Source organism: Kitasatospora sp. NPDC056138 (genome assembly GCF_042264695.1).
In the GTDB taxonomy this organism is placed as follows: Bacteria; Actinomycetota; Actinomycetes; order Streptomycetales; family Streptomycetaceae; genus Kitasatospora.
The window spans coordinates 1-20,709 of sequence record NZ_JBHJVK010000053.1 but is presented as its reverse complement, the minus strand read 5'-3'; the positions used below and the strand labels follow the sequence as shown (position 1 = coordinate 20,709).

General features: G+C 70.2%; 18 protein-coding genes and 3 pseudogenes. 10 read left to right on the top strand and 11 right to left on the bottom strand.

What is annotated here, in order from left to right; translation table 11 throughout:
• Positions 1 to 503 precede the first annotated feature (503 nt).
• From ACFC1R_RS27420 to ACFC1R_RS27405, 4 genes are all read right to left on the bottom strand, one after another.
• Positions 504 to 878 (bottom strand): ectoine synthase, encoded by a 375-nt coding sequence (locus tag ACFC1R_RS27420; protein ID WP_375942991.1) that lies wholly within the window; start codon positions 876 to 878, stop codon positions 504 to 506.
• A gap of 162 nt (positions 879 to 1,040) precedes the next feature.
• Positions 1,041 to 1,307 carry an acyl carrier protein gene (locus ACFC1R_RS27415; protein ID WP_375942989.1) on the bottom strand — a complete coding sequence of 89 codons (267 nt, stop codon included), beginning with the start codon at positions 1,305 to 1,307 and terminating at the stop codon, positions 1,041 to 1,043.
• Positions 1,304 to 2,773, bottom strand: coding sequence for an AMP-binding protein (locus ACFC1R_RS27410; protein ID WP_375942987.1), 1,470 nt, complete (start codon positions 2,771 to 2,773; stop codon positions 1,304 to 1,306). Before ACFC1R_RS27410 ends, ACFC1R_RS27415 begins: the two co-directional genes overlap by 4 nt.
• Positions 2,774 to 3,082: 309 nt before the next feature.
• On the bottom strand, positions 3,083 to 3,532 hold the full coding sequence (locus tag ACFC1R_RS27405; RefSeq protein WP_375942985.1) for a MarR family winged helix-turn-helix transcriptional regulator: 450 nt from the start codon (positions 3,530 to 3,532) through the stop codon (positions 3,083 to 3,085).
• 294 nt (positions 3,533 to 3,826) lie between these two features.
• On the opposite strand from ACFC1R_RS27405, the gene ACFC1R_RS27400 reads away from it, so the two are divergent.
• From ACFC1R_RS27400 to ACFC1R_RS27380, 5 genes are all read left to right on the top strand, one after another.
• Positions 3,827 to 4,489, top strand: a complete 663-nt coding sequence (locus tag ACFC1R_RS27400; protein WP_375942983.1) for a DsbA family protein — start codon at positions 3,827 to 3,829, stop codon at positions 4,487 to 4,489.
• A 1-nt stretch (position 4,490) separates the two neighbouring features.
• The gene (locus tag ACFC1R_RS27395) at positions 4,491 to 5,486 is read left to right on the top strand and encodes an FkbO/Hyg5 family chorismatase (RefSeq protein WP_375942981.1); all 996 of its coding nucleotides are present in this window, start codon (positions 4,491 to 4,493) and stop codon (positions 5,484 to 5,486) included.
• Positions 5,483 to 6,496 carry an LLM class flavin-dependent oxidoreductase gene (locus tag ACFC1R_RS27390; protein ID WP_375942979.1) on the top strand — a complete coding sequence of 338 codons (1,014 nt, stop codon included), beginning with the start codon at positions 5,483 to 5,485 and terminating at the stop codon, positions 6,494 to 6,496. Before ACFC1R_RS27395 ends, ACFC1R_RS27390 begins: the two co-directional genes overlap by 4 nt.
• 65 nt (positions 6,497 to 6,561) lie before the next feature.
• The gene (locus ACFC1R_RS27385) at positions 6,562 to 7,704 is read left to right on the top strand and encodes an MFS transporter (RefSeq protein WP_375943071.1); all 1,143 of its coding nucleotides are present in this window, start codon (positions 6,562 to 6,564) and stop codon (positions 7,702 to 7,704) included.
• A 325-nt stretch (positions 7,705 to 8,029) separates the two neighbouring features.
• The gene (locus ACFC1R_RS27380; protein WP_375942977.1) at positions 8,030 to 8,602 is read left to right on the top strand and encodes a GNAT family N-acetyltransferase; all 573 of its coding nucleotides are present in this window, start codon (positions 8,030 to 8,032) and stop codon (positions 8,600 to 8,602) included.
• Positions 8,603 to 8,851: 249 nt separating this feature from the next.
• Here the strand turns inward: ACFC1R_RS27380 and ACFC1R_RS27375 are convergent, their stop codons facing one another.
• From ACFC1R_RS27375 to ACFC1R_RS27365, 3 genes are all read right to left on the bottom strand, one after another.
• Positions 8,852 to 9,409, bottom strand: coding sequence for a hypothetical protein (locus ACFC1R_RS27375; protein ID WP_375942975.1), 558 nt, complete (start codon positions 9,407 to 9,409; stop codon positions 8,852 to 8,854).
• 149 nt (positions 9,410 to 9,558) lie between these two features.
• Positions 9,559 to 10,500 (bottom strand): hypothetical protein, encoded by a 942-nt coding sequence (locus ACFC1R_RS27370; RefSeq protein WP_375942974.1) that lies wholly within the window; start codon positions 10,498 to 10,500, stop codon positions 9,559 to 9,561.
• 1 nt (position 10,501) lies between these two features.
• Positions 10,502 to 11,110, bottom strand: a complete 609-nt coding sequence (locus ACFC1R_RS27365) for a TetR family transcriptional regulator (protein WP_375942972.1) — start codon at positions 11,108 to 11,110, stop codon at positions 10,502 to 10,504.
• Positions 11,111 to 11,562: 452 nt separating this feature from the next.
• Between ACFC1R_RS27365 and ACFC1R_RS27360 the strand changes: the two genes are divergently transcribed.
• Together ACFC1R_RS27360 and ACFC1R_RS27355 are read left to right on the top strand one after the other, a co-directional pair.
• Positions 11,563 to 12,141: a maleylpyruvate isomerase N-terminal domain-containing protein gene (locus tag ACFC1R_RS27360; protein ID WP_375942970.1), complete on the top strand. Its 579-nt coding sequence runs from the start codon at positions 11,563 to 11,565 to the stop codon at positions 12,139 to 12,141.
• A 244-nt stretch (positions 12,142 to 12,385) separates the two neighbouring features.
• Positions 12,386 to 13,681: pseudogene (locus tag ACFC1R_RS27355) on the top strand (carboxylesterase family protein).
• A 206-nt stretch (positions 13,682 to 13,887) separates the two neighbouring features.
• Here ACFC1R_RS27355 and ACFC1R_RS27350 read toward each other — a convergent pair.
• Genes ACFC1R_RS27350 through ACFC1R_RS27335 form a run of 4 tightly spaced genes read right to left on the bottom strand, consistent with a single transcriptional unit; the run spans position 13,888 to position 18,024 of the window.
• Positions 13,888 to 14,232, bottom strand: coding sequence for a hypothetical protein (locus ACFC1R_RS27350; RefSeq protein WP_375942968.1), 345 nt, complete (start codon positions 14,230 to 14,232; stop codon positions 13,888 to 13,890).
• Positions 14,229 to 14,729: an NUDIX domain-containing protein gene (locus ACFC1R_RS27345; RefSeq protein WP_375942966.1), complete on the bottom strand. Its 501-nt coding sequence runs from the start codon at positions 14,727 to 14,729 to the stop codon at positions 14,229 to 14,231. The genes ACFC1R_RS27350 and ACFC1R_RS27345 overlap by 4 nt, the downstream gene beginning before the upstream one ends.
• Complete coding sequence (locus ACFC1R_RS27340) at positions 14,726 to 16,099, bottom strand: NUDIX domain-containing protein (protein WP_375942964.1); 1,374 nt, start codon at positions 16,097 to 16,099, stop codon at positions 14,726 to 14,728. Before ACFC1R_RS27340 ends, ACFC1R_RS27345 begins: the two co-directional genes overlap by 4 nt.
• Positions 16,096 to 18,024: an ABC transporter ATP-binding protein gene (locus ACFC1R_RS27335; protein WP_375942962.1), complete on the bottom strand. Its 1,929-nt coding sequence runs from the start codon at positions 18,022 to 18,024 to the stop codon at positions 16,096 to 16,098. Before ACFC1R_RS27335 ends, ACFC1R_RS27340 begins: the two co-directional genes overlap by 4 nt.
• A gap of 830 nt (positions 18,025 to 18,854) precedes the next feature.
• Between ACFC1R_RS27335 and ACFC1R_RS27330 the strand changes: the two genes are divergently transcribed.
• The 3 genes and pseudogenes from ACFC1R_RS27330 to ACFC1R_RS27320 all read left to right on the top strand — a co-directional run.
• Complete coding sequence (locus ACFC1R_RS27330) at positions 18,855 to 19,688, top strand: TnsA-like heteromeric transposase endonuclease subunit (protein ID WP_375942960.1); 834 nt, start codon at positions 18,855 to 18,857, stop codon at positions 19,686 to 19,688.
• Positions 19,689 to 19,752: 64 nt separating this feature from the next.
• A pseudogene (locus ACFC1R_RS27325) lies at positions 19,753 to 20,512 on the top strand (IS5 family transposase); the annotation flags it as partial.
• Between the two features lie 62 nt (positions 20,513 to 20,574).
• Positions 20,575 to 20,709, top strand: a pseudogene (locus ACFC1R_RS27320) (IS5/IS1182 family transposase); the annotation flags it as partial.

Sequence of the window (20,709 nt, the reverse complement as noted above, 5' to 3'; positions counted from 1 at the left end):
GGGTCCCGTACGGTCCCGGGGTCCGTGCACCAGGGGGTACACGGACATGCCTTGACGGGTTTCATGGGCTCGGGGGGAACCGGCAGACGCCCGGGGGGGGCGGCCGGGCCCCCTGCCGCGCCCGCGCGCCGGGGCGGGCCGGTGTGCCGCCGGTGCACACCGCGCGGCTGCACACCGGCAACGCGCGGCGGCGCACCGGCGGCACACGGCTGCGGGCTTGTACGGGCCCGGCCGTGGCGGGAGTTTCCCGGGTGCTGCGGAGTACGGGAGAGGGCACGCGGCCGCGGCCTGCCGTGCGCACCAGGGGGCCGCAGGCCGGGCCGGGTGGCGGTGTCCCCGCGCACCCGACGGTGTCCTCATACACCCGGCGGCCCCGGGGCGGGACTCGCACCTGGCCCGGCCCGGAGTCCGCCGCGGTGCTGCGCGGGGTCCGGGCCGGGACCGGCGGCCGGCAGTCCCAGCCCGGGTACGGCCCGGTGCGGCTGGGTGCGGTCCGGTACGGCTCAGTACTGGGAGAAGCCGTCCTCGGACAGGGTGTGCTTCTCGTCGCCGTTGATCGGCGGGTTGAAGATCGACACCAGGTGGAGGTCCTCGTCGGCGGAGGCCACGAGGTAGTGCGGGTCGTGCTTGTCGAGGGCGTATATGGTGCCCTTGACGATCTTGTGGCGGGTGCCGTCCTTCTCCACGACCTCGCCCGAGCCGGCGATGCAGTAGCAGGCCTCCAGGTGGTCGCGGTACTGCAGGGCGCTTGAAGTGCCCTTGCGCACGAGGGTGTCCGCGACGGCGAAGCCCATGCCGTCGGACTTGGTCAGGAGCCGGTAGCTCAGGCCGTTGCCCCACTCGACGGGGGCGACATCATCGAGGCTGCGAACGAACATCTCTCTGGTTCTCCTTCGGGATCGGGTTGTGCGACGGGTCTGGACAGACGGTCGGAAAGTCAGGCAGTCAGAAAGTCAGGCAGCGGCCGGGCAGTCGGAAAGTCGGTCAGGCGGCCGGGCCGTCGGTCAGGCAGTCGGAAAGTCGGTCAGTCGGTCGGGCGGTCAGGCGGCCGTGGCCGGGCTGTGGGCCGTGATCATGGCGACGATGGCGTCCAGGGTGCGGAAGTCGTCCGGCCCGAACTCGATGTCGTCGACGGGGATCTGGTAGACCTGGGTGAAGTGCGAGAGCAGCCGCACCAGGCCGAGGCTGTGGATGACTCCGGAGTCGATCAGGTCGTAGTCACCGGTCAGGTCCGAGGCGTCCTCCCCGGCCAGGAACTCGGCCACGACGAAGGCGCGGACCTCACCGGCGATGTCTGTGCTGCTCATGCGTCGCTCTCCTTCAGGTGGTTCTGCTTGATCAGGTTTCGGTCGGGCTTGCCCGTCGAGGTGCGGGGCAGGGGGGTGTCGGTGAGGTGCACCGAGGAGGGGATGGCGTGGCGCGGCAGGTGCCGGCCCAGGTGGGTGCGCAGCCGCAGGCCGGTGAGGTCGCTGCCGGGGCGGTGGGTGACGTGGGCGTGCAGGCGCACGCCGGCCTGCGGGTCGGGCAGTGGTACGACCACGGCTTCCGCGACGTCCGGGTGGGCCGCGATCACGTTCTCCACTTCCTGCAGGTTGGTGCGTACGCCCCGGACCTTGACGTGCCAGTCCGCGCGTCCCTCGAGGAAGTACAGGCCCTCGGGGGTGCGGGTGACGATGTCACCGGTGCGGTAGAAGGTGCGGCCTTCCAGCTGTGTGAACGCCGTCTCGTTCAGCTCCCGGCGCAGGTAGCCGCGGGTCTGGAACGGTGTGGAGACCAGGAGTTCGCCGGTGCCGGCCGAGGTGAGGTGTCCGCCTTCGGCGTCCAGGACCAGGGCCTGGGTGCCGCGGATGGGGCGGCCGATGGGCATCGGGCCGGCCAGGGTGGCGGGATCGACACGGTGGATGAAGGAGTCGTTGGTCTCCGTGCAGCCGAACACGTTGTGGAAGGCGGCTGCGGGGAACGCCGGTGTGACGCGCCGCAGCAGGTCCTGCGGCATGCGGTCACCGGTGAACACCGCGTGGCGTACGGCGGTGAAGGAGCCGCCGTGTTCGAGCAGCAGCCGGTACATCATCGGCACGCCCTGCACGAAGCTGACGCGGTGCCGGGCGGTCAGTGCGGCCAGGTGCGCGGCGTCGGTCGCCCGCTGCCGGTCCACGAGGACCACGCACGCGCCGAGCCGCAGGAAGGTCCAGACGTCGAGCAGGGCGAGGTCGAAGTTGAGGGGCGCGTACGACAGGGCGACTTCGCCGGGGGACAGGGCGAACTCGCCGGCGGCCCAGTCGGCGAAGGCGTCGAACCCGGCGGCCTCGATCGGGACGATCTTTGGGGTGCCGGTCGAGCCGGAGGTGGTCAGCAGCAGCTGTGCCGATCCCGGGTCGGGCACCGTGAATCCCTGTGCCGCGTCCTCCTGCGCCGTCACCGGCTCCGCGCTGAGCACGCCGTCGCCGGCCGCGGTGAGCAGGTGGCTGACCCGGGCCTGCTGTGCCAGGTGTCCGAGTGCGGCGCTGCCCAGGTCGGGGGAGGGGGCGAGGGCGATGTGGCCCTCGTGGAAGACGGCCAGCAGCAGCGCGATGGTCTGCGGTGTCTTGTGTGCCGGCACGCACACGGTGCTGCCTGGCGCAAGGTTCAGCTTTGACAGTTCGCCGCGCAGGCTTCGGGTCAGCTCGCGCAGCCGGCCGTAGGTGACGGCCTGGTCGTTGAGGTGGAGTGCGGTGTGGTGGGGCCGGCTGTCGCCGTGGGCGGCGACGGTCTCGGCCAGGCGGGACGATGGCACGGCGGGATTCCTCGCGGTCGGCTCAGCCGCCGGCAGCAGGTGCCGATCGGCTGTTCGAATCGTGCGGTGTCGAGCCTGAAGGTACCCGGCCAAGTGCATGCTTGGTCAAGCATGCACTTGCCGAAGTGGGTGTGACGCAGAACACGGCAATTGCATGTCCAAACAAAAACACCCCGAACGCACAGGGCGTTCGGGGTGCGGCCGGGGCCGGGTCGGGTGCGGGTGGGCTGTGGCCGGCCCAGGACGGGCGGCCGCGCCGGCGCGGGGTCGGGGGATCCGGAGGGCTGTGCCGCGCCGCGGGGCCTGGGGTCAGCCCTGGGCTGCGCGCAGGGCCTGGACGGTGGGGCCCAGTTCGGGGTCGGCGGTGAAGGTGTTCAGTGCGGCCGACAGGACCTCGGCGTAGGTGGCGCGGGCGGCCTGGTAGCGCTGGCGCCCTTCGTCCGTGATGACCGCGTAGACGCCGCGCTTGTCGGACGGGCACAGGTCCTTGAAGGCGAAGCCGGCCGTCTCGAGCCGGCCCACCAGGCGGGTCACCGACGACTGTCCCAGGCCGACCTTGTCGGCCAGGTCCTGCATGCGCAGCTCGCTGGTCTCGGAGTGGTGCAGGTGTTCCAGGGAGCGGTACTCCGACAGTCCGATCCCGTGCCGGCGCTGCAGTGCCAGGGCCAGTTCGCGCTCCACGTGCGCGTGGAGGGTGAGCACGCGGTTCCACGCGGCGTGGTCGGACGTGCGCAGGGGGGCGTGGGGTGAAGTTGCCATAGTACCCCTCTCATAGATGGTGTTTGACAGAAGGGTACATGCTCATGCAAGCTCCTGACGGCTCTCCTGGGGTAAGGTCCCAGGGCAGTGGTTGATTGCAAGTACAAGCAACATTTTTTTGGTGCGTACAGCCGCCCGCAGGACCGCAGGCGCCCACGGCCCCGACCGCGCCAGCCCGTTCTCCAGCACTCTCCACCGACCCCACCACATGGCCGCTCAAGGTGACGCACGCCCCGACGCGGGGGCCACGACGTGCCGTCCCGGGAGTTCTTGACCGGCCGGAAAGGCCGTCCGATGAGCGATCCGGTGAAGATCCAGATCTGGTCCGACTACGTCTGCCCCTTCTGCATGCTGGCCGAAGGCCCGCTGGAGGAGGCGACCAAGGACCTCGACGTCGAGATCGAGTGGAAACCCTTCGAGTTACGCCCCCACCCCCAGCCCACCCTGCGCCCGCAGGACGGCTACCTGCCCGACATCTGGCAGCGCGCCGTCTACCCCATGGCCCGCCGCCTGGGCGTCGACATCACCCTGCCCACCGTCTCCCCGCAGCCCTACACCCGCCTCGCCTTCGAGGGCTACCAGTACGCGGCCGCCCACGGCAGGGGAGCCGAGTACACCCGGCGCATGTTCCGCGCCTTCTTCCAGGAGGACCAGGACCTCGGAGAGCCGGACGTCCTCACCGCGCTCGCCCTGGAGATCGGCCTGGACGCCGACGCGTTCCGCGCCGCCCTCGATGACGGCACCCACCGCACCGCACACCAGGACGCCCTGCGCGAGGCCGCCGCCCACCGCATCCAGTCTGTCCCCACCATCCTCGTCGGCGACACCCGCATCGAAGGCGTCCCGCACCCCGCACGGCTGCGCGAAGCGATCCTCCTCGCACAAGCCGGCCAGACCGGCCAGGACACCCACGGCACCGCCGGCAAAACCGCCTGCGGCATCGAAGGAGACTGCTGACATGAGCATCCGCGCTCACTTCACCCCCCTCACGCAGACCCCGGCCCCCGAACAGGACCGCCACGTCCTGGCCACCGTCACCTACGGCGACACCGCCGGCCTCACCCGCGTCCTCTCCGGCCACCCCGACCTGACCGTCCCGATGACCGCCACCGGCGGCGACGCCTTCCGCGAAGTGTGGACCGTGGCCGGCCGGCCCCGCTGGGTCCTGCGCGAGGACAACGCCTACGCCCACGACGGCCGGCACCTCTTCGTCGCCGGACTCCTCCCGCAGCAGGACATCTACACACCCCCCGTCCGCGCCCTCTACGAGAAGGCCTTCGCCCTCGTCAACCACCTCGACTACGGCCACATCTTCCGGATGTGGAACTTCGTCGGCGACATCCTGGGCACCAACACCGAAGGCATGGAGATCTACCAGGACTTCGTCCAGGGCCGCGCCCAGGCATTCCACACCTACATGGGGGACAGCACCGCACAGCTCCCCGCCGCCACCGGCATCGGCACCCAGGGCCGCGGCATCGCCTTCCTCCTCCTCGCAACGAGAAGAGGCGTACCCCGGCACATAGAGAACAGCCGGCAGACCTCCGCCTACCACTACCCCGACCAGTACGGCCCCAAGCCGCCGAGCTTCGCCCGCGCCACCCTCCTGGACGACACCCTCTACGTCTCCGGCACCGCCTCCATCCTCGGCCACGAAACCGTCCACCAGGGCGACGTACGACGCCAGACCCAAGAAACCCTGGACAACATCGCCCACCTCATCTCCCGCGACAACCTCACGGCCCAGGGCATCGAAGCGGGCCACGACCTCAAAGACCTCCGGCTGATCAAGGCATACGTCCGGCACGAGAACGACATCCCGGCAGTACGCGCAGTCTGCGAAGAGACCCTCGGCCTCGGCGTCGAGGTGAAGTACCTCAACGTCGCCGTCTGCCGCGACGACCTCCTCGTCGAGATCGAAGGCATCGTCCCCGGACAGGAGTGGGACCTGTGACCAGCCCCAAGACAGCCACCACCGGCCCCAAGACAGCCACCACCGGCCTCAAGGTCGGCATCGTCCTGCCCGGACGCGAATCCGTCATCGACGACGGCCCCTACCCCGAGAACCTCGCCTCCATCGCCGCCCAGGCCGAAGACCTCGGCTTCGACTCCCTGTGGGCCGGCGAATCCCCCCTCGCCCGCTCACGCATGAACCCCCTGCTCGCCCTCACCGCCGCCGCCACCGCCACCGAACACCTGCAACTGGGCACCGCCGTCCTCATGCCGCTGCGCGCCCCCGTCCACCTGGCACACGAACTGGCCTGCCTCGACCGGATCTCCGGCGGCCGGCTCATCGCCGGTATCGGATCCGGCTTCGCCTCCCCCGCCACGGAGAAGGAATTCGCCAACTACGGGCTGGACTTCACCACCCGCCTGGCCCGGATGCGCGAGACCGTCGAGATCTGCCAGGCCCTGTGGTCCGCCCGCGGCGAACCCGTCTCCTACGACGGACAGCACTACCACCTCAAGGACGCGGCCCTGCTCCCCCTGCCACACCAGCCACAGGGCCCCCCACTGTGGATCGCCCACTCCGGCCCCAAAATGCTGCAACGGGCAGGACAGCACTTCGACGGCTGGATGCCCACCTCCACCACCCCCGAGAAGTACGGCGAAGGCTGGAACCAGGTCACCGCCGCACGCTCGAAGGCAGACCGCCCAGACAACGCCGTCACCGGCGCCGTCTACCTCTCCGTCGCGGTCAACCGCTCCCGCAAGCAGGCCGAGGACACCCTGTGGTCCTACTTCCGCGCCTACTACAACCTCCCCCTCACCACCATGCGCACCACCCAGGGCATCTTCGGCGGCACCCCGCAGGAAGCCGCCGACTGGCTCGGCCAGTACGTCAAGAACGGCGCCCGCCACCTGATCCTGCGCCTTCCCACCGACGACCTGACGGAGGCCGGCTACCGCACCGCACTCCAGCGGACAGCACACGAACTGCTCCCGCTCCTGCGCGCCCTGTGAACCGCCGGCCCCACCCACCGGCCTGGGCGGTGTGGACAGCAGCATGGCCGATCACCGCCGTGTTCATGCTGTCCAACATCCCCACCCCACTGCTCGGCGTCTGGCAGGAACGCATCGGCTTCTCCACCGGCACCGCGACGGTCATCTTCGCCGCCTACATCGGCGGCCTGCTCCTCGCCCTGCCGTTCACCGGAGCCCTCGCCGACCGCTACGGCACCCGCCGCGTCCTGGTCCCCGCCCTGGCCGCCGCACTCACCTCCTGCGCCCTGTTCATGACGGCCACCCACGTCCTCACCCTGATCATCGCGCGACTGCTCACCGGAGTGGCCGTCGGCGCCGCACTCTCGGCCGGCACCGCAGCCGTCGCACACGTCGCAGGACCCGAACGGCGCCCCCAGGCGGTCCTCGCCGCATCGGTGGCCATCGGCACCGGCCTGGCCGCCGGCCCCCTGCTCGGCGGCAGCGTCTCCCAGTACTGGAAAGCCCCGACCGTGACCGTGTTCGCCCTCGAAGGCCTCCTGCTCCTGTCCGCCCTCGCCATCGTGTCCACCCTCAAACCGCCACCCGCACCGGCCCCCCACACACCACCCGCCCGAGGATGGCTGCGCCTGCCCTCCGTACCCCGCGCCAACCGCCGCAGCCTCGCCACCAGCCTCATGGCCTACACCCCCGGCATGACCGGGACCTCCCTCCTGCTCGCCCTGGGACCGACCCTGCTCGGCTCCCTCCTGCACACCAGCAACCGCCTGGTGACCGGCGGGATCGGCTTCATGATGTTCGGAGCATCCACCAGCATCCAGTTCGCGATCAAAAAACTGCCGGTGGGACGGATCCTCACCACCGCGGGCCTCATCACTGCGGCCGCCATGCTCGGCACCGCCACCGCTGTGCGCACACACTCCCTCGCCCTCCTGACCGCCGCGGCCGTCCTGGCCGGCATCGGCCAGGGCATGGGCCAGTACGGCGGCTTCTCCCGCCTGGGAACCGAAGTCACCCCCACCCGCCTCGCCGAGGCCAACGCAGCCCTCAGCGCGGGCGGCTACCTGTTCGCCGGCATCCTCCCCATCCTGACGGGCTACCTGAGCGACACCGCCGGAATCGCCACCTCCTCCACCGTGTTCGCAGCCCTCACCGCCGCCGCGGCACTCGCAGGAGCACTCCTGGTCCACACCGCACACACACGCACACCCGGCCGAGGAGTGACATGAACCACCGACCGTGAACCCACCAGCCGCCCCGGCCCGGTGACCGGCCTGCCAGCCCATCACCGGGCCGCCGGCCGCCACCGGGCCGCCGGCACCGCACGACCACCCGACCATCCACCCCACCGAGCGGACCCGCCACCGACCCCACCCCACAAACCAGCACCCGTTCACCACCCACCCCACCACCCACCGCCCAGGAAACCGCACCCCGCAGAACCAGGACCCTCCCGCACCCAACCGGCCCCCGAGAAGGACACCCCCACCGAATGGGGCCGCGCAACCCGCAACCCCCTTGCCGACAAAGGCACCCGCATACGACCCTTCCGGCATGGACCTTCCACAACAGACGATCGAACTGGACGACCTGACGCTGCGCCGCTTCGACAGCGAGGCGGACCTTCCGGAGCTCTTCCGGGTCATCGAGGAGTCGTCGGAGCACCTGCGCCCCTGGATGGCCTGGGTCGACGGGCACAGCCTGGCCAAGACCGCCGACTTCCTGGCCCGCCGCGCGGAACGCTGGGCAACTGGTGAGGAGTTCACCTACGCGATCGTGCTGAACGGCGCGATCGTCGGCGCCTGCCAGCTCTTCCGGCGCGACGACGCCCCGGACAACGGCCGCGAGATCGGCTACTGGCTGCACCCCGTTGCCACCGGCCGCGGAGTGGCCACCCGGGCCGCCCGCGCCCTGGTCGCGCAAGCCTTCCGCCTCCCCGGCGTCGACTACGTCGAGGTCGTCCACGACCCGGCCAACCGCGCCAGCGGAGCCGTCCCGGCCCGCCTCGGCTTCACCGAACACCTGCGCCGCCCCGCCGAACGCCTCGCCCCGGCCCAGACCGGCGAGGACCGGATCTGGCGACTGACCCGCCAGCAGGCGAACACCCAGACCACGGAAGCCTGTTGACCGGCACGAGGCGGGACCTCCAGAGCCGAGGCCGCCGCCGACGGCGGATCTCCCACCGGCCGGCGTCCTCACCGGCCGGCGCTCTCACGGGCCGGCGTCCTCATGGGCCGGTGCCCTCACGGGCCGGCGCTCTCACGGGCCGGTGTCCTCACGGGTCGGTGCCCTCACGGCGGGGTGAGCGCTCCCACCGGCCTGGCCGCTGACCAGCCGAGCCGGGAGCGGAGGACAGCGATCCGACGTGACGTGATGTCACGGCTGTCCGCCGAGCCCGAGCTTCTTCACTCCGAACGGGGAGAAGATCATGTGAGCGGCCCAGCCGTGGTGGATGAGTGCGATCTGGGAGGGCACGGGTGTCACCGGATAGCGGGCCTTGCCCCGTGACCAGTTCGCGAGCAGGCCCTCGGTGGTGTCGACCGCGGAGACGACCATCGTCACCTGGAGTTTCCCGTCGCCCCATGTGTTCCACAGGGCCCACCCCTCGGGTCTGGCGTCGACCCCGAGACGGGCGCACGCCTCCTCATAGGTCTCGTTCATGCCGTCCGGCATCGCCTCTGGTCGCAGAATCACCACGCCCGCGAGCTTCAGCACGGGGCGATCCGCGTCCTCGTCGAGGCAGCCGTCTCCGGGGAAGTGGTAGTGGCGAAGCTGCCGGGCCAGTGCGTTCACCGCCCGCTGCAGCGGGGTCGCATCCTCTGGTTCGGGCAGACAGGAAAGCCAGCCCTCGGCCGAGGCGGCGTTCGCGACCGCGTCGGCGAGCCTTTCCATCTCTCGCAGGTGGTCGAGTTCGGAGAGTTCAGGTCGCGTCACGGTGGCCAGTCTCGCAGTGGTGCACGGCCGGGGTATCCCGTGTCTTTAACGGGTTCTTTTGGTTCAGGCACGGATTCCGTGAAGTGGATCGTGCTTCCGTGCGCCCGGTGACGTTCCGTCGCCCTGGGGTGCCGTGGCCTCTTGGCGGGTCAGCGTCGTTCGTATCTGGTCGCCATGGTGTGGAACACCTTCTTGGGCTCCCATCGGGTGTCGTCGAGCATGCGGACGACGCCGTAGGAGGCGATGTCCCTCGGGCCGGGCTTGTCGTAGTTGGCGAAGGAGAACCAGAGTGCGGTGTCCACTCCTTCGGCCTCGAAGATGTCCGTGAGTTCGGCGAGGTAGCGCACCTGTTCGTCCTCGTCCGGGATCGCTCCGTGCGGCGGCTGCCAGGCCATGCCACCGAGTTCACCTGCCCCTTGGTAGGCGCAGGTGCCGAACTCGGTGATGGCGACGGGCTTGCCGTGGTGGAAGTGCTCGCGCAGGTCGGAGCGGAAGGTGTCGGCGTTGTGGACGTCCCGGTAGGCGTCGATGCCGATCAGATCGAAGGGGCGCCAGTCGACGCTCTCCCAGGGGCCGGAGGCGTAGGTGACCCGTCCGCCGAAGTGGCCTCGGACCGTTGCGGCGGCTTCGGCGAGGAAGGCGTTGAGACGCTCGGGAACGGGCCCGAGCGAGGCCCACCATTCCATGTCGGCTGTGGCCATGGCGTGTAGGCGGTCGGTGTAGGTGGCTCCGGGGAGGAAGCCGTTGCAGAAAGTGCTGATTTCGCATCCGGTGACGAACACCACCTCGGCGCCGCTGCGCCGCACGGCTTCGGCCCGTTGTGCGCAGTCGGTGAAGAGAAGGAGCGCCTGCTCTGGGGGAAGGTCCACGGGGAAGGGCGCGAACCAGATTTCCAGGCCGGCATCGGCGGCGGCCTGTGCAGCGATGCTCAGCCGTTCTGGATCGCGGCCGGAGATGCGCACGGCGTCACAGTGCAGTTCACCGGCGATCACCGCCATGTCGTGGCGGACCGTTTCGGGGAGGAAGGTCTTGCGGGAAAGTGCGTCACCGGGGAGGAATCCGGTGTCGTAGTTGATGCCGCGTGCGCGCATGTCACTGTTCCTTTGCGTGGTAGAGCCCGTTTTCCAGCAGGTCGAAGGCGAGCTCGACGTCCTTGGCCAGGGCGCGGCCCGCTTCTTGTGGCGATGCGCCGCTGAGCAGGCGGTGGAAGTAGGACTCCTGGAGGGTGAGCAGGGACGCGGCGATCTGAGCCGCCATGAGCGCGGCTGCGGTCTCGCCGTACTGCTCGGCCAAGGCCCGGGCCAGCGCCTGACGCTGTTGGTAGAGCAGGCTGTTGGCGGCAGTGCTGAGCGTGGGGCTGTCGTGGATCACGCGCATCTGGGCGATCAGCGCCTCGTAGTTCGCCAGTGCCGTCTGCCTGGTGGCGAATGCGCGGTAGTGGGCCCGCAGCGCCACGAGGGGGGAGTCGCCCGGTTGCCGCCGGGTGACGATCCCGGCCGGATCGTCCTCACCCACGCCCTGGAGCGCGAGGGACTCCTTGGTGGGGAAGTACGTGAACAGCGTTGCCTTGGCCACTTCGGCGGCTTCGGCGATCTCGTTGACCGTCACCGCGTCGAAGCCGCGCTCGGCGAACAGCCTCAACGCCACGGCGGCGATCCGCTGCCTGGTTTGTTCCTTCTTGCGTTCACGTAGCCCTGCCACGCCTCGATCATATTCGGACCGGGTTCATAATCAAACTCGGTCTGACATTTTCTTGGGGAGGCTCGAGAACGAGGCTGAAGGTTCCGCGACGGCGCCGTTCCGGCGGCTGGCGGCGGTCAGCAGGAACTTCTTGCGCAGGAGCGGGAACCCGGCCCGCCCGAACAGGGCCCTTTTGAGGCTCTTGTGCTGGACCTGTGGGTCGGGTCATGCGGGTTGGCGGCAGGGCAGTGTTGGGCGGTTCCCGCCGAGGCAGAGCATGACGAGGGCGATGACGGCGTCAGCGCTGTGGTGGTGTCGGTGGCCGGGGCATGGCCGGTAGCGTGAGACCTGCGGCTGGCAGGCCCAGCCGTGAGCCCGCCCGGACTGCGCCCCCGGCAGGATGCGTTCGGGCGGTTTTCGTCTGCGGCCGGATTCCGCTTGTTGATGCTTGTTGGCGTTGCGATGATCACGGGATGGATCGCATCGATAGCCGAGACGTCGACCGGGCTGTGGACGAGATGGTTCGGACACTCAGCCCGCACGACTCCGAGGATTGGCAGACCCGAGCGGGATCGCTGGACTGGAGCTGCTGGCAGACTGCCGCCCACGTTGCGCACGATCTGCTCGCTTATGCCGGACAGCTGGCGGCTCGTCCGACGGACGCATATCTGCCTTTTGACCTCACCGTCAACGCCGATGCGTCGGCGAGCGAGGTGCTCAGGGTGGTGACCGCTTGCGGAAGCCTCCTGAGCACCGTGGTCGCCGCAGCTGCACCCGGTGATCGCGCCTGGCACTGGGGACCGTGTGATCCGGAGGGATTCGCCGCGATGGGAGTCGCCGAGGCCCTCCTCCACACACACGACATCACCCAGGGACTGGGGATTGCGTGGCGCCCTCCGGAGGACCTCTGCGCCGCGGTGCTCAGTCGGCTGTTCCCCGACGCTCCGCCCGGTGACCCCGTCCAGGTTCTTCTCTGGTCCACTGGCCGGGGTGAGTTCGCCGACCGCCCTCGCGTCACCTCGTGGGTCTGGAAAGCCGCTATCTCGGACTGAGCACAGGCTCTGACCATCAGGGCGGGGGCCCGAACGGCACCCGCCCGAAAAGGTATGTCGGTGCGTCAGGTCAAGCGGTCTGCGTGCAGTTCGGGCGAGCAGATGACCCAGTCGACGGCCCTGTCGAAGCCGTAGTGGGTGTCCAGGGCCTGGTCGATGTGCTTGTCGGCGGTGGTGAAAAAGTCGGCCAGGCCGCGGGGGGAATTGGGCGAGTTCGGCCCGTTCGTCTGGGGCCGGCTGGGTCGTGGTGAGCACCAACTACCGCGTGGGCGCCGAGGGTTTCGCGCTCCTGGAGGGTACCCCGCCGAACCGCGGATTCCTCGACCAGATCGCGGCGTTGCAGTGGGTGCGGCGGAACATCGCCTCCTTCGGAGGCGACCCTGACCAGGTCACGGTCGCCGGGCAGTCCTCCGGGGCGGGGTCGGTCGCCGCCCTGCTGGCGATGAAGCCGGCGCGCGGCCTGTTCCGGCGGGCCATCACCCACTCGGTACCGGGCCTGCACTGCACTCGCGCACTGGCACAGCAGGTCGCCGCCGCGCTCGCGGACCGGCTCGGCACGGTGCCCACCGCCGCAGCCCTGGCCGACGTCGATCCCTGCCGCCTGGCCGAAGGGGTCACCGCCCTCAGCGCTGACCTCCACGGTTACCGCGAGAGCTGAGGACGGCTCTCCGGGACCGGGGTAGCAATCTGCCCCGTGGTCGACGGCGAAGTCCTCGCCGAAACGCCCTGGTCCGCACTGACCAGTGGCCGCGCGAGCGGGATCGAACTCCTCGCCGGCCATACCCGCGATGAGTTCCGGCTTTTCAGCGTCATGTTCGGACGGCTGGGCAAGTTCACCGAGCAGGACGCCCGTACCGCCCTGGAGCTGTTCGCCCCGGCACCGGACGGTGCGGACGCCTACCGTGCAGCCCACCCGCACGCCACCCCGGAGGAGTTGCTGGAAACGGTTTACTCCGACGCCGTCTTCCGGATGCCCTCAATGCTGTTGGCCGAGGCGAACGCCGCAGCCGGCGGCACCTCGTTCCTGTTCGAGTTGCGACTGGCCTCGCCGGCCTTGGGAGGAGTCCTGGGCGCCTGCCACAGCCTCGACGTCCCATTGGCGTTCGGCACGCTGGACAGCCCCACCGGGCGACAACTCCTCGGCGACCAGTCCACCCCCGGGGCCATCGCCGTGTCGCGGGAACTCCAGCAGGCGTGGGTCGGTTTCGCCACCACCGGTGACCCCGGATGGGCCGCCTACCACCCCGACCAGTCACACGCATCCTGGACGCCGACTCGAAGACCCTGCCCTACCCCGAACAGGCCTCCCGCCGAATCTGGAAGGGCCGCGCCCCAGCCCCCTTCGACCTCGTGTAGGACAGGCCATAGAACGCGTTGGTGCGGCGCCGCAGACGGCCACGACCCGCTGACCCCTGCTGCGCCCGCCCGCCGTTGCCACCGCTTGCTTCGGCACGCTTCTCAACGGCGGAGGTGGGCCCGCCCTGCTGGTCGCGGCCCCAGGCTGCATCGTTCTGGCGGAGTGTCCGGTTTGATCACCTGATGCCGAGCGTGATGAGCGGGCGGGTGGCATCACGTGCGTGGTGGCGTAGGCCGGCGGCGAGTGTGGGCGAATAGGGGTGACGTCTCGTGCAGCCAGCAGGGCCTCGCGCGGCGCGCCGTTGTCCAGGGTGATCCGCTGGATCCGAGCGGCAGCCAGCTTCAGCTGGTCGGCCTGCTCGTGCTTGATGTACGGCGGGGTGGGGCCGGTCAGCTTGTCGATCTCGTCCAGCGGAACGAACCGGTTGGCATGGCCGGGGCGCCGGGCAGCGCGGTGGTGACGACGGTCAGCGACTGGACGTCTGTGGCGAGCAGGGTTGGGGCCCGGCCGGGACCGAGGGCCGGTGCGAGGTGCCGGCAGGCGGAGGTCTCGCGCCGGTGCATGGGCTCGTTCTCGTGCCGCTTGACGAACAGGCGTCGCCCGTTGCCGATGCGGACCTTCCACACCGTCGGCAGACCCGCACGGTCCTGCGAGCGAACGCCCAGCAGCTCGTACGGACCCGCCGTCTCGCGCAGCAGCCGGTCGGCGTCGTCGGGGAGGGCGGGCGCGGTCATGCCGGCCAGCCGATGGTGGACAGCGGGTTGCCGCGGGCGATCTCGCCGAGGGCATGCGCGGTGTAGGGCACGATGTCGGCCGGCAGCCGGTCGAGCGGCCACCAGCGCAGCTCCTCGCACTTGTGCGGTTCGGCGTTGCGCACTGTGCCTTCGTAGCGGTCGGAGCGGAAGAACAGCTGGAGTCGGCTGCGCCCGTCGTCGGCGTCGAGGTGGTGCAGTGTGTGGATGAGTTCGAGGCCGTCCTCGGCGATGGCGATGCCGAGCTCCTCCTCGGCCTCGCGCGTCATGGAGCGGGTGACTGGCTCGCCCCGCTCCATATGTCCGGCCGGAAGGTGCCACAGGCCGGCGGCGTAGCTGGTGTTGCGGCGCCGCCCGAGCAGCACCGCGCCGTCATCGGCCAGGACGAGGTGGACCCCGACGACCAGCGTCAGCGGGTCCGTCCCGGGCGTGCGGGTTGCCGTGTCCGCCGGGCGGCCGGTGTGGTGGAGCTGGGTCACGAGTTCCTCCCGGTGGGCCGGTCGGCCGCCGCGGCGAGCATCGGCAGGTAGTGGTGCATGTAGGGCGGGACGTTGAGGTTGAGGACCTCGTCAAGGGGGACCATGCGTACGGCCTGGCCCTCGTCGCCGAGCTGCAGGTCGCTCTCGGGGCCGTTCCAGACGGCATGCAGGACGCGGGTGAGCGGGAGGCCGAGGTCGTGGTGCGGGCCGGGGAGGGTCCGCAGCCCGGTGATCTCGATGCCGGCCTCCTCGCGGACCTCGCGCACCGCGCTCTCCCGGGCGCTCTCGTCCCCCTCGCGCCAGCCGCCGATCGGAGTCCAGTAACCGGGCCAGGGCATGCCCGGCCTGTCGTCGCGCAGGTGCATCAGCAGTCGGCCTGCGATGTCGGTGACGAAGACCAGGACGCCCTCGAAGTCGTCGCCGTCCGGGGCGGGGCGCTCCAGGTAGAGCGGGACACCGGAGCGATGGGCGCGCAGCACCTGACGGAGCCGCTGGTAGCGGGCGGGGGTCATCCGGGAGCGCCAGTCGTGAGCCGTCTCGAACCGGAACTCGGTGTGCTCGGCCGGATCGAGCCGGATCCGGGACTGCTGCTCCGCGGTCAGCGTGCCGCCGTCGAACACGTAGCCGGCGACCGGGACCGGGCAGTCGGCGTCGGCCTGGGTGTGGATCGCGGCGACCAGGCGCCGCCGGAGCACCTGCGGGTTCTCCGCGGCCAGGTCCAGGCCCAGCTCCTCCCGGGTCTCGCGCAGCGCGGCGTCGAAGGGGCTCTCGCCGTGCTCGACGTTGCCGCCGGGCATGTTCCACACGGTCGGGTCGATGGTCGAGCGCATCCCGAGGATGCGGCCGGCGGGGTCGGTGACGAGGAGACAGCCGTAGGTGGTGGGGCGGGCGATGGTGGTGAGGTAGCCGCCGACGGGCCGCCAGCCGGGGTTCGCGAGGCGGCCGGTGAGCCACGCGACGACTTCGCGCTGCCCGTCGCCGGTGTGTGGCAGCTCGTCGGGACTCGCCCACTGGTAGGCGTCGTGGTCTGCCGACAGGGTCACCGCGGTGCTCTCCGGCACGACGGCGGTGAACACGAACTGCCGCACCCGGCGGCCGTTCTGGTTGGTGAAGTCCAGAGTGCGGACGTACTCCAGCTGCAGACCGGCGAGCCCGGTCTCCTCAGTCAGCTCACGCGCGGCGCCCATGGGCACGGGTTCGCCGTCCTCCCGGCCGCCGCCAGGGTACTCCCACAGGCCCGGCAGGACGTCGTGCGCGGCCCGGCGGATCATCAGGACCCGGCCGGAGTCGTCGCGGACCACTACGCCAACGCCGATCCGCTCGATGCCTTCGCGGAAGGCCAGGTCGGTGAGCACGTCGAAGTCGATCACTGGAGGGGCTCCTTGGTCTCCCGGACCGGTACGGCCCGTTGGGCGGGCACGCCGGTGCGCTCGTTCTGCAGATCCCACAACTCCCTGAACCGGCCGCCCTCGTCGGCCACCAGCTCGGCGAACGTTCCTTCCTGGAGGACCTTCCCGTCCTCGAGGACCACGATCCGGTCGGCGACGGCCACGTTGGTGAGTCGATGGGTGACCAGGACGACCGCCCGATCGCGGGCGACGGCCCGTAGGTTCTGGAAGATCCGGTGCTCGGCCCGCGGGTCGAGGGCGGCGGTGGGCTCGTCCAGGACCAGCAGTCCGGCCTCGCGGTGGAACGCTCGGGCGATGGCCAGGCGCTGCCACTGCCCGCCGGACAGCTCCTCGCCGCCCATCCACTCCACGGCCAGGAGCGTGGACAGGCCCCGGCGGAGCTTGGCGACGACCTCGTCCGCCCCGGAGGCTTCGGCGGCGCGCATCACCGCCTCGTCTCCGTCGGCGGTCGGCTGTCCCAGCGTGATGTTCTCCCGGCAGGTCAACGGCCAACGTGCGTAGTCCTGCGGGACGACCGCGACCTGGCGCCACAGGGCGTGCGGGTCGAGGTCTCGGGTGTCGTGCTCGTCCCAGCGCACCGATCCGGCGGCCGGCAGATACAGGCCCGTGAGGAGTTTCGAGAGGGTGGTCTTGCCCGAGCCGTTCTCGCCCACCAGGGCCAGGATCTCGCCGCGGTCGACGTGCAGACTCACCTTGTCCAGCGCGGTGCGCTCGGAGGCGGGGTAGGCATAGGTGAGGTCCTTCACCGAGATCCGGTGCGGTGCCTGCGGCACAGCGGCGCCGCGCTGCAGCCGGTGGCCGCCAGCGGTGTCGAGGAAGCTCGACCAGTCGTCCAGGTACATGCCGGTGCGGAACAGGTCCGCGCCGTAGCCGACGATGCCGTGGAGACTGGTGCCGACCGCGCCGAGGGCGAACACCGCCGCGCCGCCGTGGGGCAGGCTCATCCGGTCGGTGCTGACCAGCCAGAGCATCGCGGTCCACACCAGGGCGGCGCCGAGGCCGGACGCGGCGGCGCCGATCACCGAGACCTTGGCGCCCTTCATCGCAGCCTGCCGGGAGCTGGCGTCCAGCCGTCGGCCGACCTGCTCGTACTTGGCGAGCAGGAAGTCGCCCATGGTGTCGGAGCGGACCTGGTCGGCGTTGCGCTTGAAGTGGATGTACCAGCGAAGGTTCGCCATGATCCGGCGGTCGCCGATGGCGGCCCGGTTCGCGAGGAACTGGACCCTGGCGGCGTGAACCGACGCGATGCCCTGCGGCAGTGCAGCCAGCACGAGGAGCGGAAGAAGTAGCGGGTGGAGCACCGTCAGCACGCCTGCGGCGCCGATGAGGGAGGCGATGGAGGCGATCAGGTTCTGTGCCTCGCCGACGATGTCCACGCACACCTCGGCGCCGCGGTCGGCGGCCTCCAGCTCGTCGTTGTAGCCGGCGTGGTCGTAGGCGGTCAGCTCGGCGGCCACGGTGGCGCGCAGCACCGCCGCTTCCGCCTCGCGGGAGATACGAGGGGACAGGTGGATGGTGATGGTGCGGATGATGATGCCGAGCAGTGAGCGGGCGCCTGCTGCTGCTGCGATCACCAGGACGGACGGCGCGGCGTGGGCGAGTTTGTCGCTGATCCGGCCCGGGTCGAACAGGGCCGCGATCGTGCCGGTGGTTGCGAACAGTCCGGCCGCACCGAATACGGCGGACATGACTTGGCAGGTCAGCAGTAGTGCGACGGAGGTGCGGTCGATGCGCCAGCCGAGTCGGAAGGCGCGGACCACGAGGGTGGGCAGGCGGCGGGCCATGGCGCTGACGCTGATCGCCTCGATCGCCTCGATGCGACGGTCGTCGGCCAGCCATTGCAGTTCCTCGTCGGCGGCCTCGGCCGCTTGGGTCGCGGCACTCACGTGTTCGCCTCCTTGCGCAGGTCGCTGGCCATCAAGGCGGGGGTGTTCACCACAGCTCCTCCAGACACGGACAGTGCGCGGGCGTGTGAAGCCGCCGGATCGGCAGGAAAGGATGGCCTAAGTGGGCATCCAGAAAGCCGAGTTGGGGCTGGTTTACAGACGGGGAGCGTCTGATGATGGTGCTGTTCGAGTGCGTCGTTCAAGCGAATTACCACCGGGCGAGCCCGGGTCGAACGGGGAGTTTTCGAGCACCCCCGAGGCGCTGCCCAGAGCCTCCTCCAGCCGCTCGCGAGGGGGGTGGGCAGGGGGCCGGAGCCCAGTGCGCAGGCGGCGGGATCGTGTTCGAGCTCAGCTGTCCGGTCGGGTTCGAGGTGGTCACGGACGCTCGGGTGGGCGAGGAGGTCGCGCAATGCGTAGCCGTCGCCGGATTCACCCGTTCGGCTGGTCAGGCGCGGTACGAGGTTTCGGGCGGCGGGCGTGTCCGGGGTTGAAGCGTCGAGGGCGGTGAGGGCGGGGCGGGTTGTGAACACGGCCAGGCCCTCGCCGACGTCGAGGGCAAGCCAGTGGCCGATCGCCTGCTCGGTGGTGTGCTGGTCGCCGGGGCGGCACAGCGCGGTCAGCGCCGTGGTGACGGCGTCCTCCCAGGGGTCGCCCGGCTCGGTCTCGTCCAGGAGGGTCAGGGCGGCGGGGTAGTGTGACTGCTCACGCCTTTTGGCGATTGCTCACGTTTGCTGGCGGGACCGGCCACGGAGCCGATCAGGTGACGTTGAGTTACGGACAAGATCGGTGATCGTCTGCGGATGACGAGCCCGCCATGCGGCCGTGGAGCCATGACGACGTCGAAGTCGAAGGCCCTCGTCCGCTCCGATGCGTGTTCGTTGAACGAGCTTGTCGTTCCGTACAGCGGTGGTGGGACTCGCGGCAAGTTGTCGCTGGGTGAGGGCTGGCCCCGGCAGTGGACCACTTCCTGGGTGATCGGCGACGGCGAGGTCGCCTGGCTCGTGCGGGACCTGGGCTCGGTGCCCGTGCTGTCGTCCCGGCCGGTCCGCAGGTTCACCTGGAGGGCCCGCCAGGGCCACAGGCCGGGGCTGCAGTTCATGGTGTCGATCGGCCGACACCACGCCTTCGAGTCGCTGGAGGAGCAACGGCTGCTGCTTGCCCTCGACTTCCTCGGCGCGAGCGAGGTGTTGCCGCAGCCATTCCGGCTCGACTTCGGCCATGCCAGGGGTCGCGGCCAGCACGTGCCGGATTTCCTGGCCGTGATGCCCGGGGGCATGGTGCTCTTCGACGTCCGGCCGGGCGATCGGATCGAGGACGACGACCGGCTGAAGTTCGACGCCGCGGCGGAGGTGGCCGCCTCTTGCGGCTGGCAGTACGTCGTGGTGACGGGCTGGCGCCAGCACGTTTACAGCGTCCTGGATCACCTGTCGTCCCAGCGCAGGCCCCTGAAGGACCAGTTGAATCTGCAGCGACAGCTGATCAGCCAGGTCGATCAAGGACCCGTGTCCTTCGGCGAACTGGTGGATCGCACGAGCCTGCCGGTGGTGGCCCGGGCTCATGCGACGCATCTGCTCTGGCACCGGCGTCTCGTGGTCGACCTGGGCCGGCCGCTCGGCGACGGTTCGCTGGTCTGGCTCGGGCAGCGAACTCGCCGGCGGCCGTGATGGCGGGTGGACGCGGCTTGTTGAACCTTGCGCCGGGCAGCCAGCTGCGGCTGAACGGCATCGAGTGGACTGTCACCGGCGACGGGTTCCAGACCGGACCGTCTTCGAGTACATCGTGCTCGCGCTGGTCCACGGCTCCGGCTACGAACGGATCGCTGGCGCGGGATGCTCCGACCGGACCATCCGGCGCCGCGTCAAGCAGTGGGCTGAACTGGGGACATCCGAGAAGGTCCATGCCCTTGCACTCGAGGCCTACGACCGCATGATCGGCCTCGGGCTGAGCGAGATCTCGGTGGACGGCTGCATCACCAAGGCCCCGTCCGGTGGCGACAAGGCCGGGCGCTCCCCGGTGGACCGGGGCAAGCAGGGGCTGAAACGCTCCGTCGCGTCCGATGCCTGTGGTGTCCCGCTCGGGATCGTCTCCGACGGGGCCGACCGGCACGATTCACCCCTGCTCGGCCCCACTCTGGACGCGGCACAGGCACAGGTCGGCGCGATGCCGGAGACCGTCAACGTCAACCTCGACCGCGGCTACGACAGCGCCAAGTCCCGTCTACTGACAGCCGGGTTGGGCTTCACTGCCGAGATCGCACGCAAGGGGAGCGCCCGCCCCGGTCCAAGCCGGAAAACGCTGGGTGGTAGAGCGCACCCACTCGTGGATGAACGGCTACGGAAAGCTCCGTCGCTGTACCGAGAGGAGCGGCGAGGTCGTGGACTTCGACCCCTACCTCGCCGCCACTCTCGTCACGCTCCGCATGCTCATCCGACGCTCGACGAGCCGCTACCGCTGGGACGGCCGCCCCACCACCCGACGCCTCAAGTGATCCATTTGCCGGTCGGTCTTAGAAGTCATCTCATTTGGGCGACTGGGTAGGCTTCGCGGGTGATGATCGTGGAGCGGCTGGTACCGGACGAGTTGTGGGAGTTGTTCCAGTTGGTGGTGCCAGCTGCGCCGACCCGTCCGCAGGGCGGTGGTCGGCGTCGGTATGGGGACCGCGAGGTGTTGGCGGCGATCGTGTTC

Coding starts and splice junctions, on each gene's coding strand:
- ACFC1R_RS27420 (WP_375942991.1), bottom strand. CDS start 878: ATGTTCGTTCGCAGCCTCGATGATGTCGCCCCCGTCGAGTGGGGCAAC.
- ACFC1R_RS27415 (WP_375942989.1), bottom strand. CDS start 1,307: ATGAGCAGCACAGACATCGCCGGTGAGGTCCGCGCCTTCGTCGTGGCC.
- ACFC1R_RS27405 (WP_375942985.1), bottom strand. CDS start 3,532: ATGGCAACTTCACCCCACGCCCCCCTGCGCACGTCCGACCACGCCGCG.
- ACFC1R_RS27400 (WP_375942983.1), top strand. CDS start 3,827: ATGAGCGATCCGGTGAAGATCCAGATCTGGTCCGACTACGTCTGCCCC.
- ACFC1R_RS27395 (WP_375942981.1), top strand. CDS start 4,491: ATGAGCATCCGCGCTCACTTCACCCCCCTCACGCAGACCCCGGCCCCC.
- ACFC1R_RS27385 (WP_375943071.1), top strand. CDS start 6,562: ATGCTGTCCAACATCCCCACCCCACTGCTCGGCGTCTGGCAGGAACGC.
- ACFC1R_RS27380 (WP_375942977.1), top strand. CDS start 8,030: ATGGACCTTCCACAACAGACGATCGAACTGGACGACCTGACGCTGCGC.
- ACFC1R_RS27370 (WP_375942974.1), bottom strand. CDS start 10,500: ATGCGCGCACGCGGCATCAACTACGACACCGGATTCCTCCCCGGTGAC.
- ACFC1R_RS27360 (WP_375942970.1), top strand. CDS start 11,563: ATGGATCGCATCGATAGCCGAGACGTCGACCGGGCTGTGGACGAGATG.
- ACFC1R_RS27350 (WP_375942968.1), bottom strand. CDS start 14,232: ATGACCGCGCCCGCCCTCCCCGACGACGCCGACCGGCTGCTGCGCGAG.
- ACFC1R_RS27330 (WP_375942960.1), top strand. CDS start 18,855: ATGACGACGTCGAAGTCGAAGGCCCTCGTCCGCTCCGATGCGTGTTCG.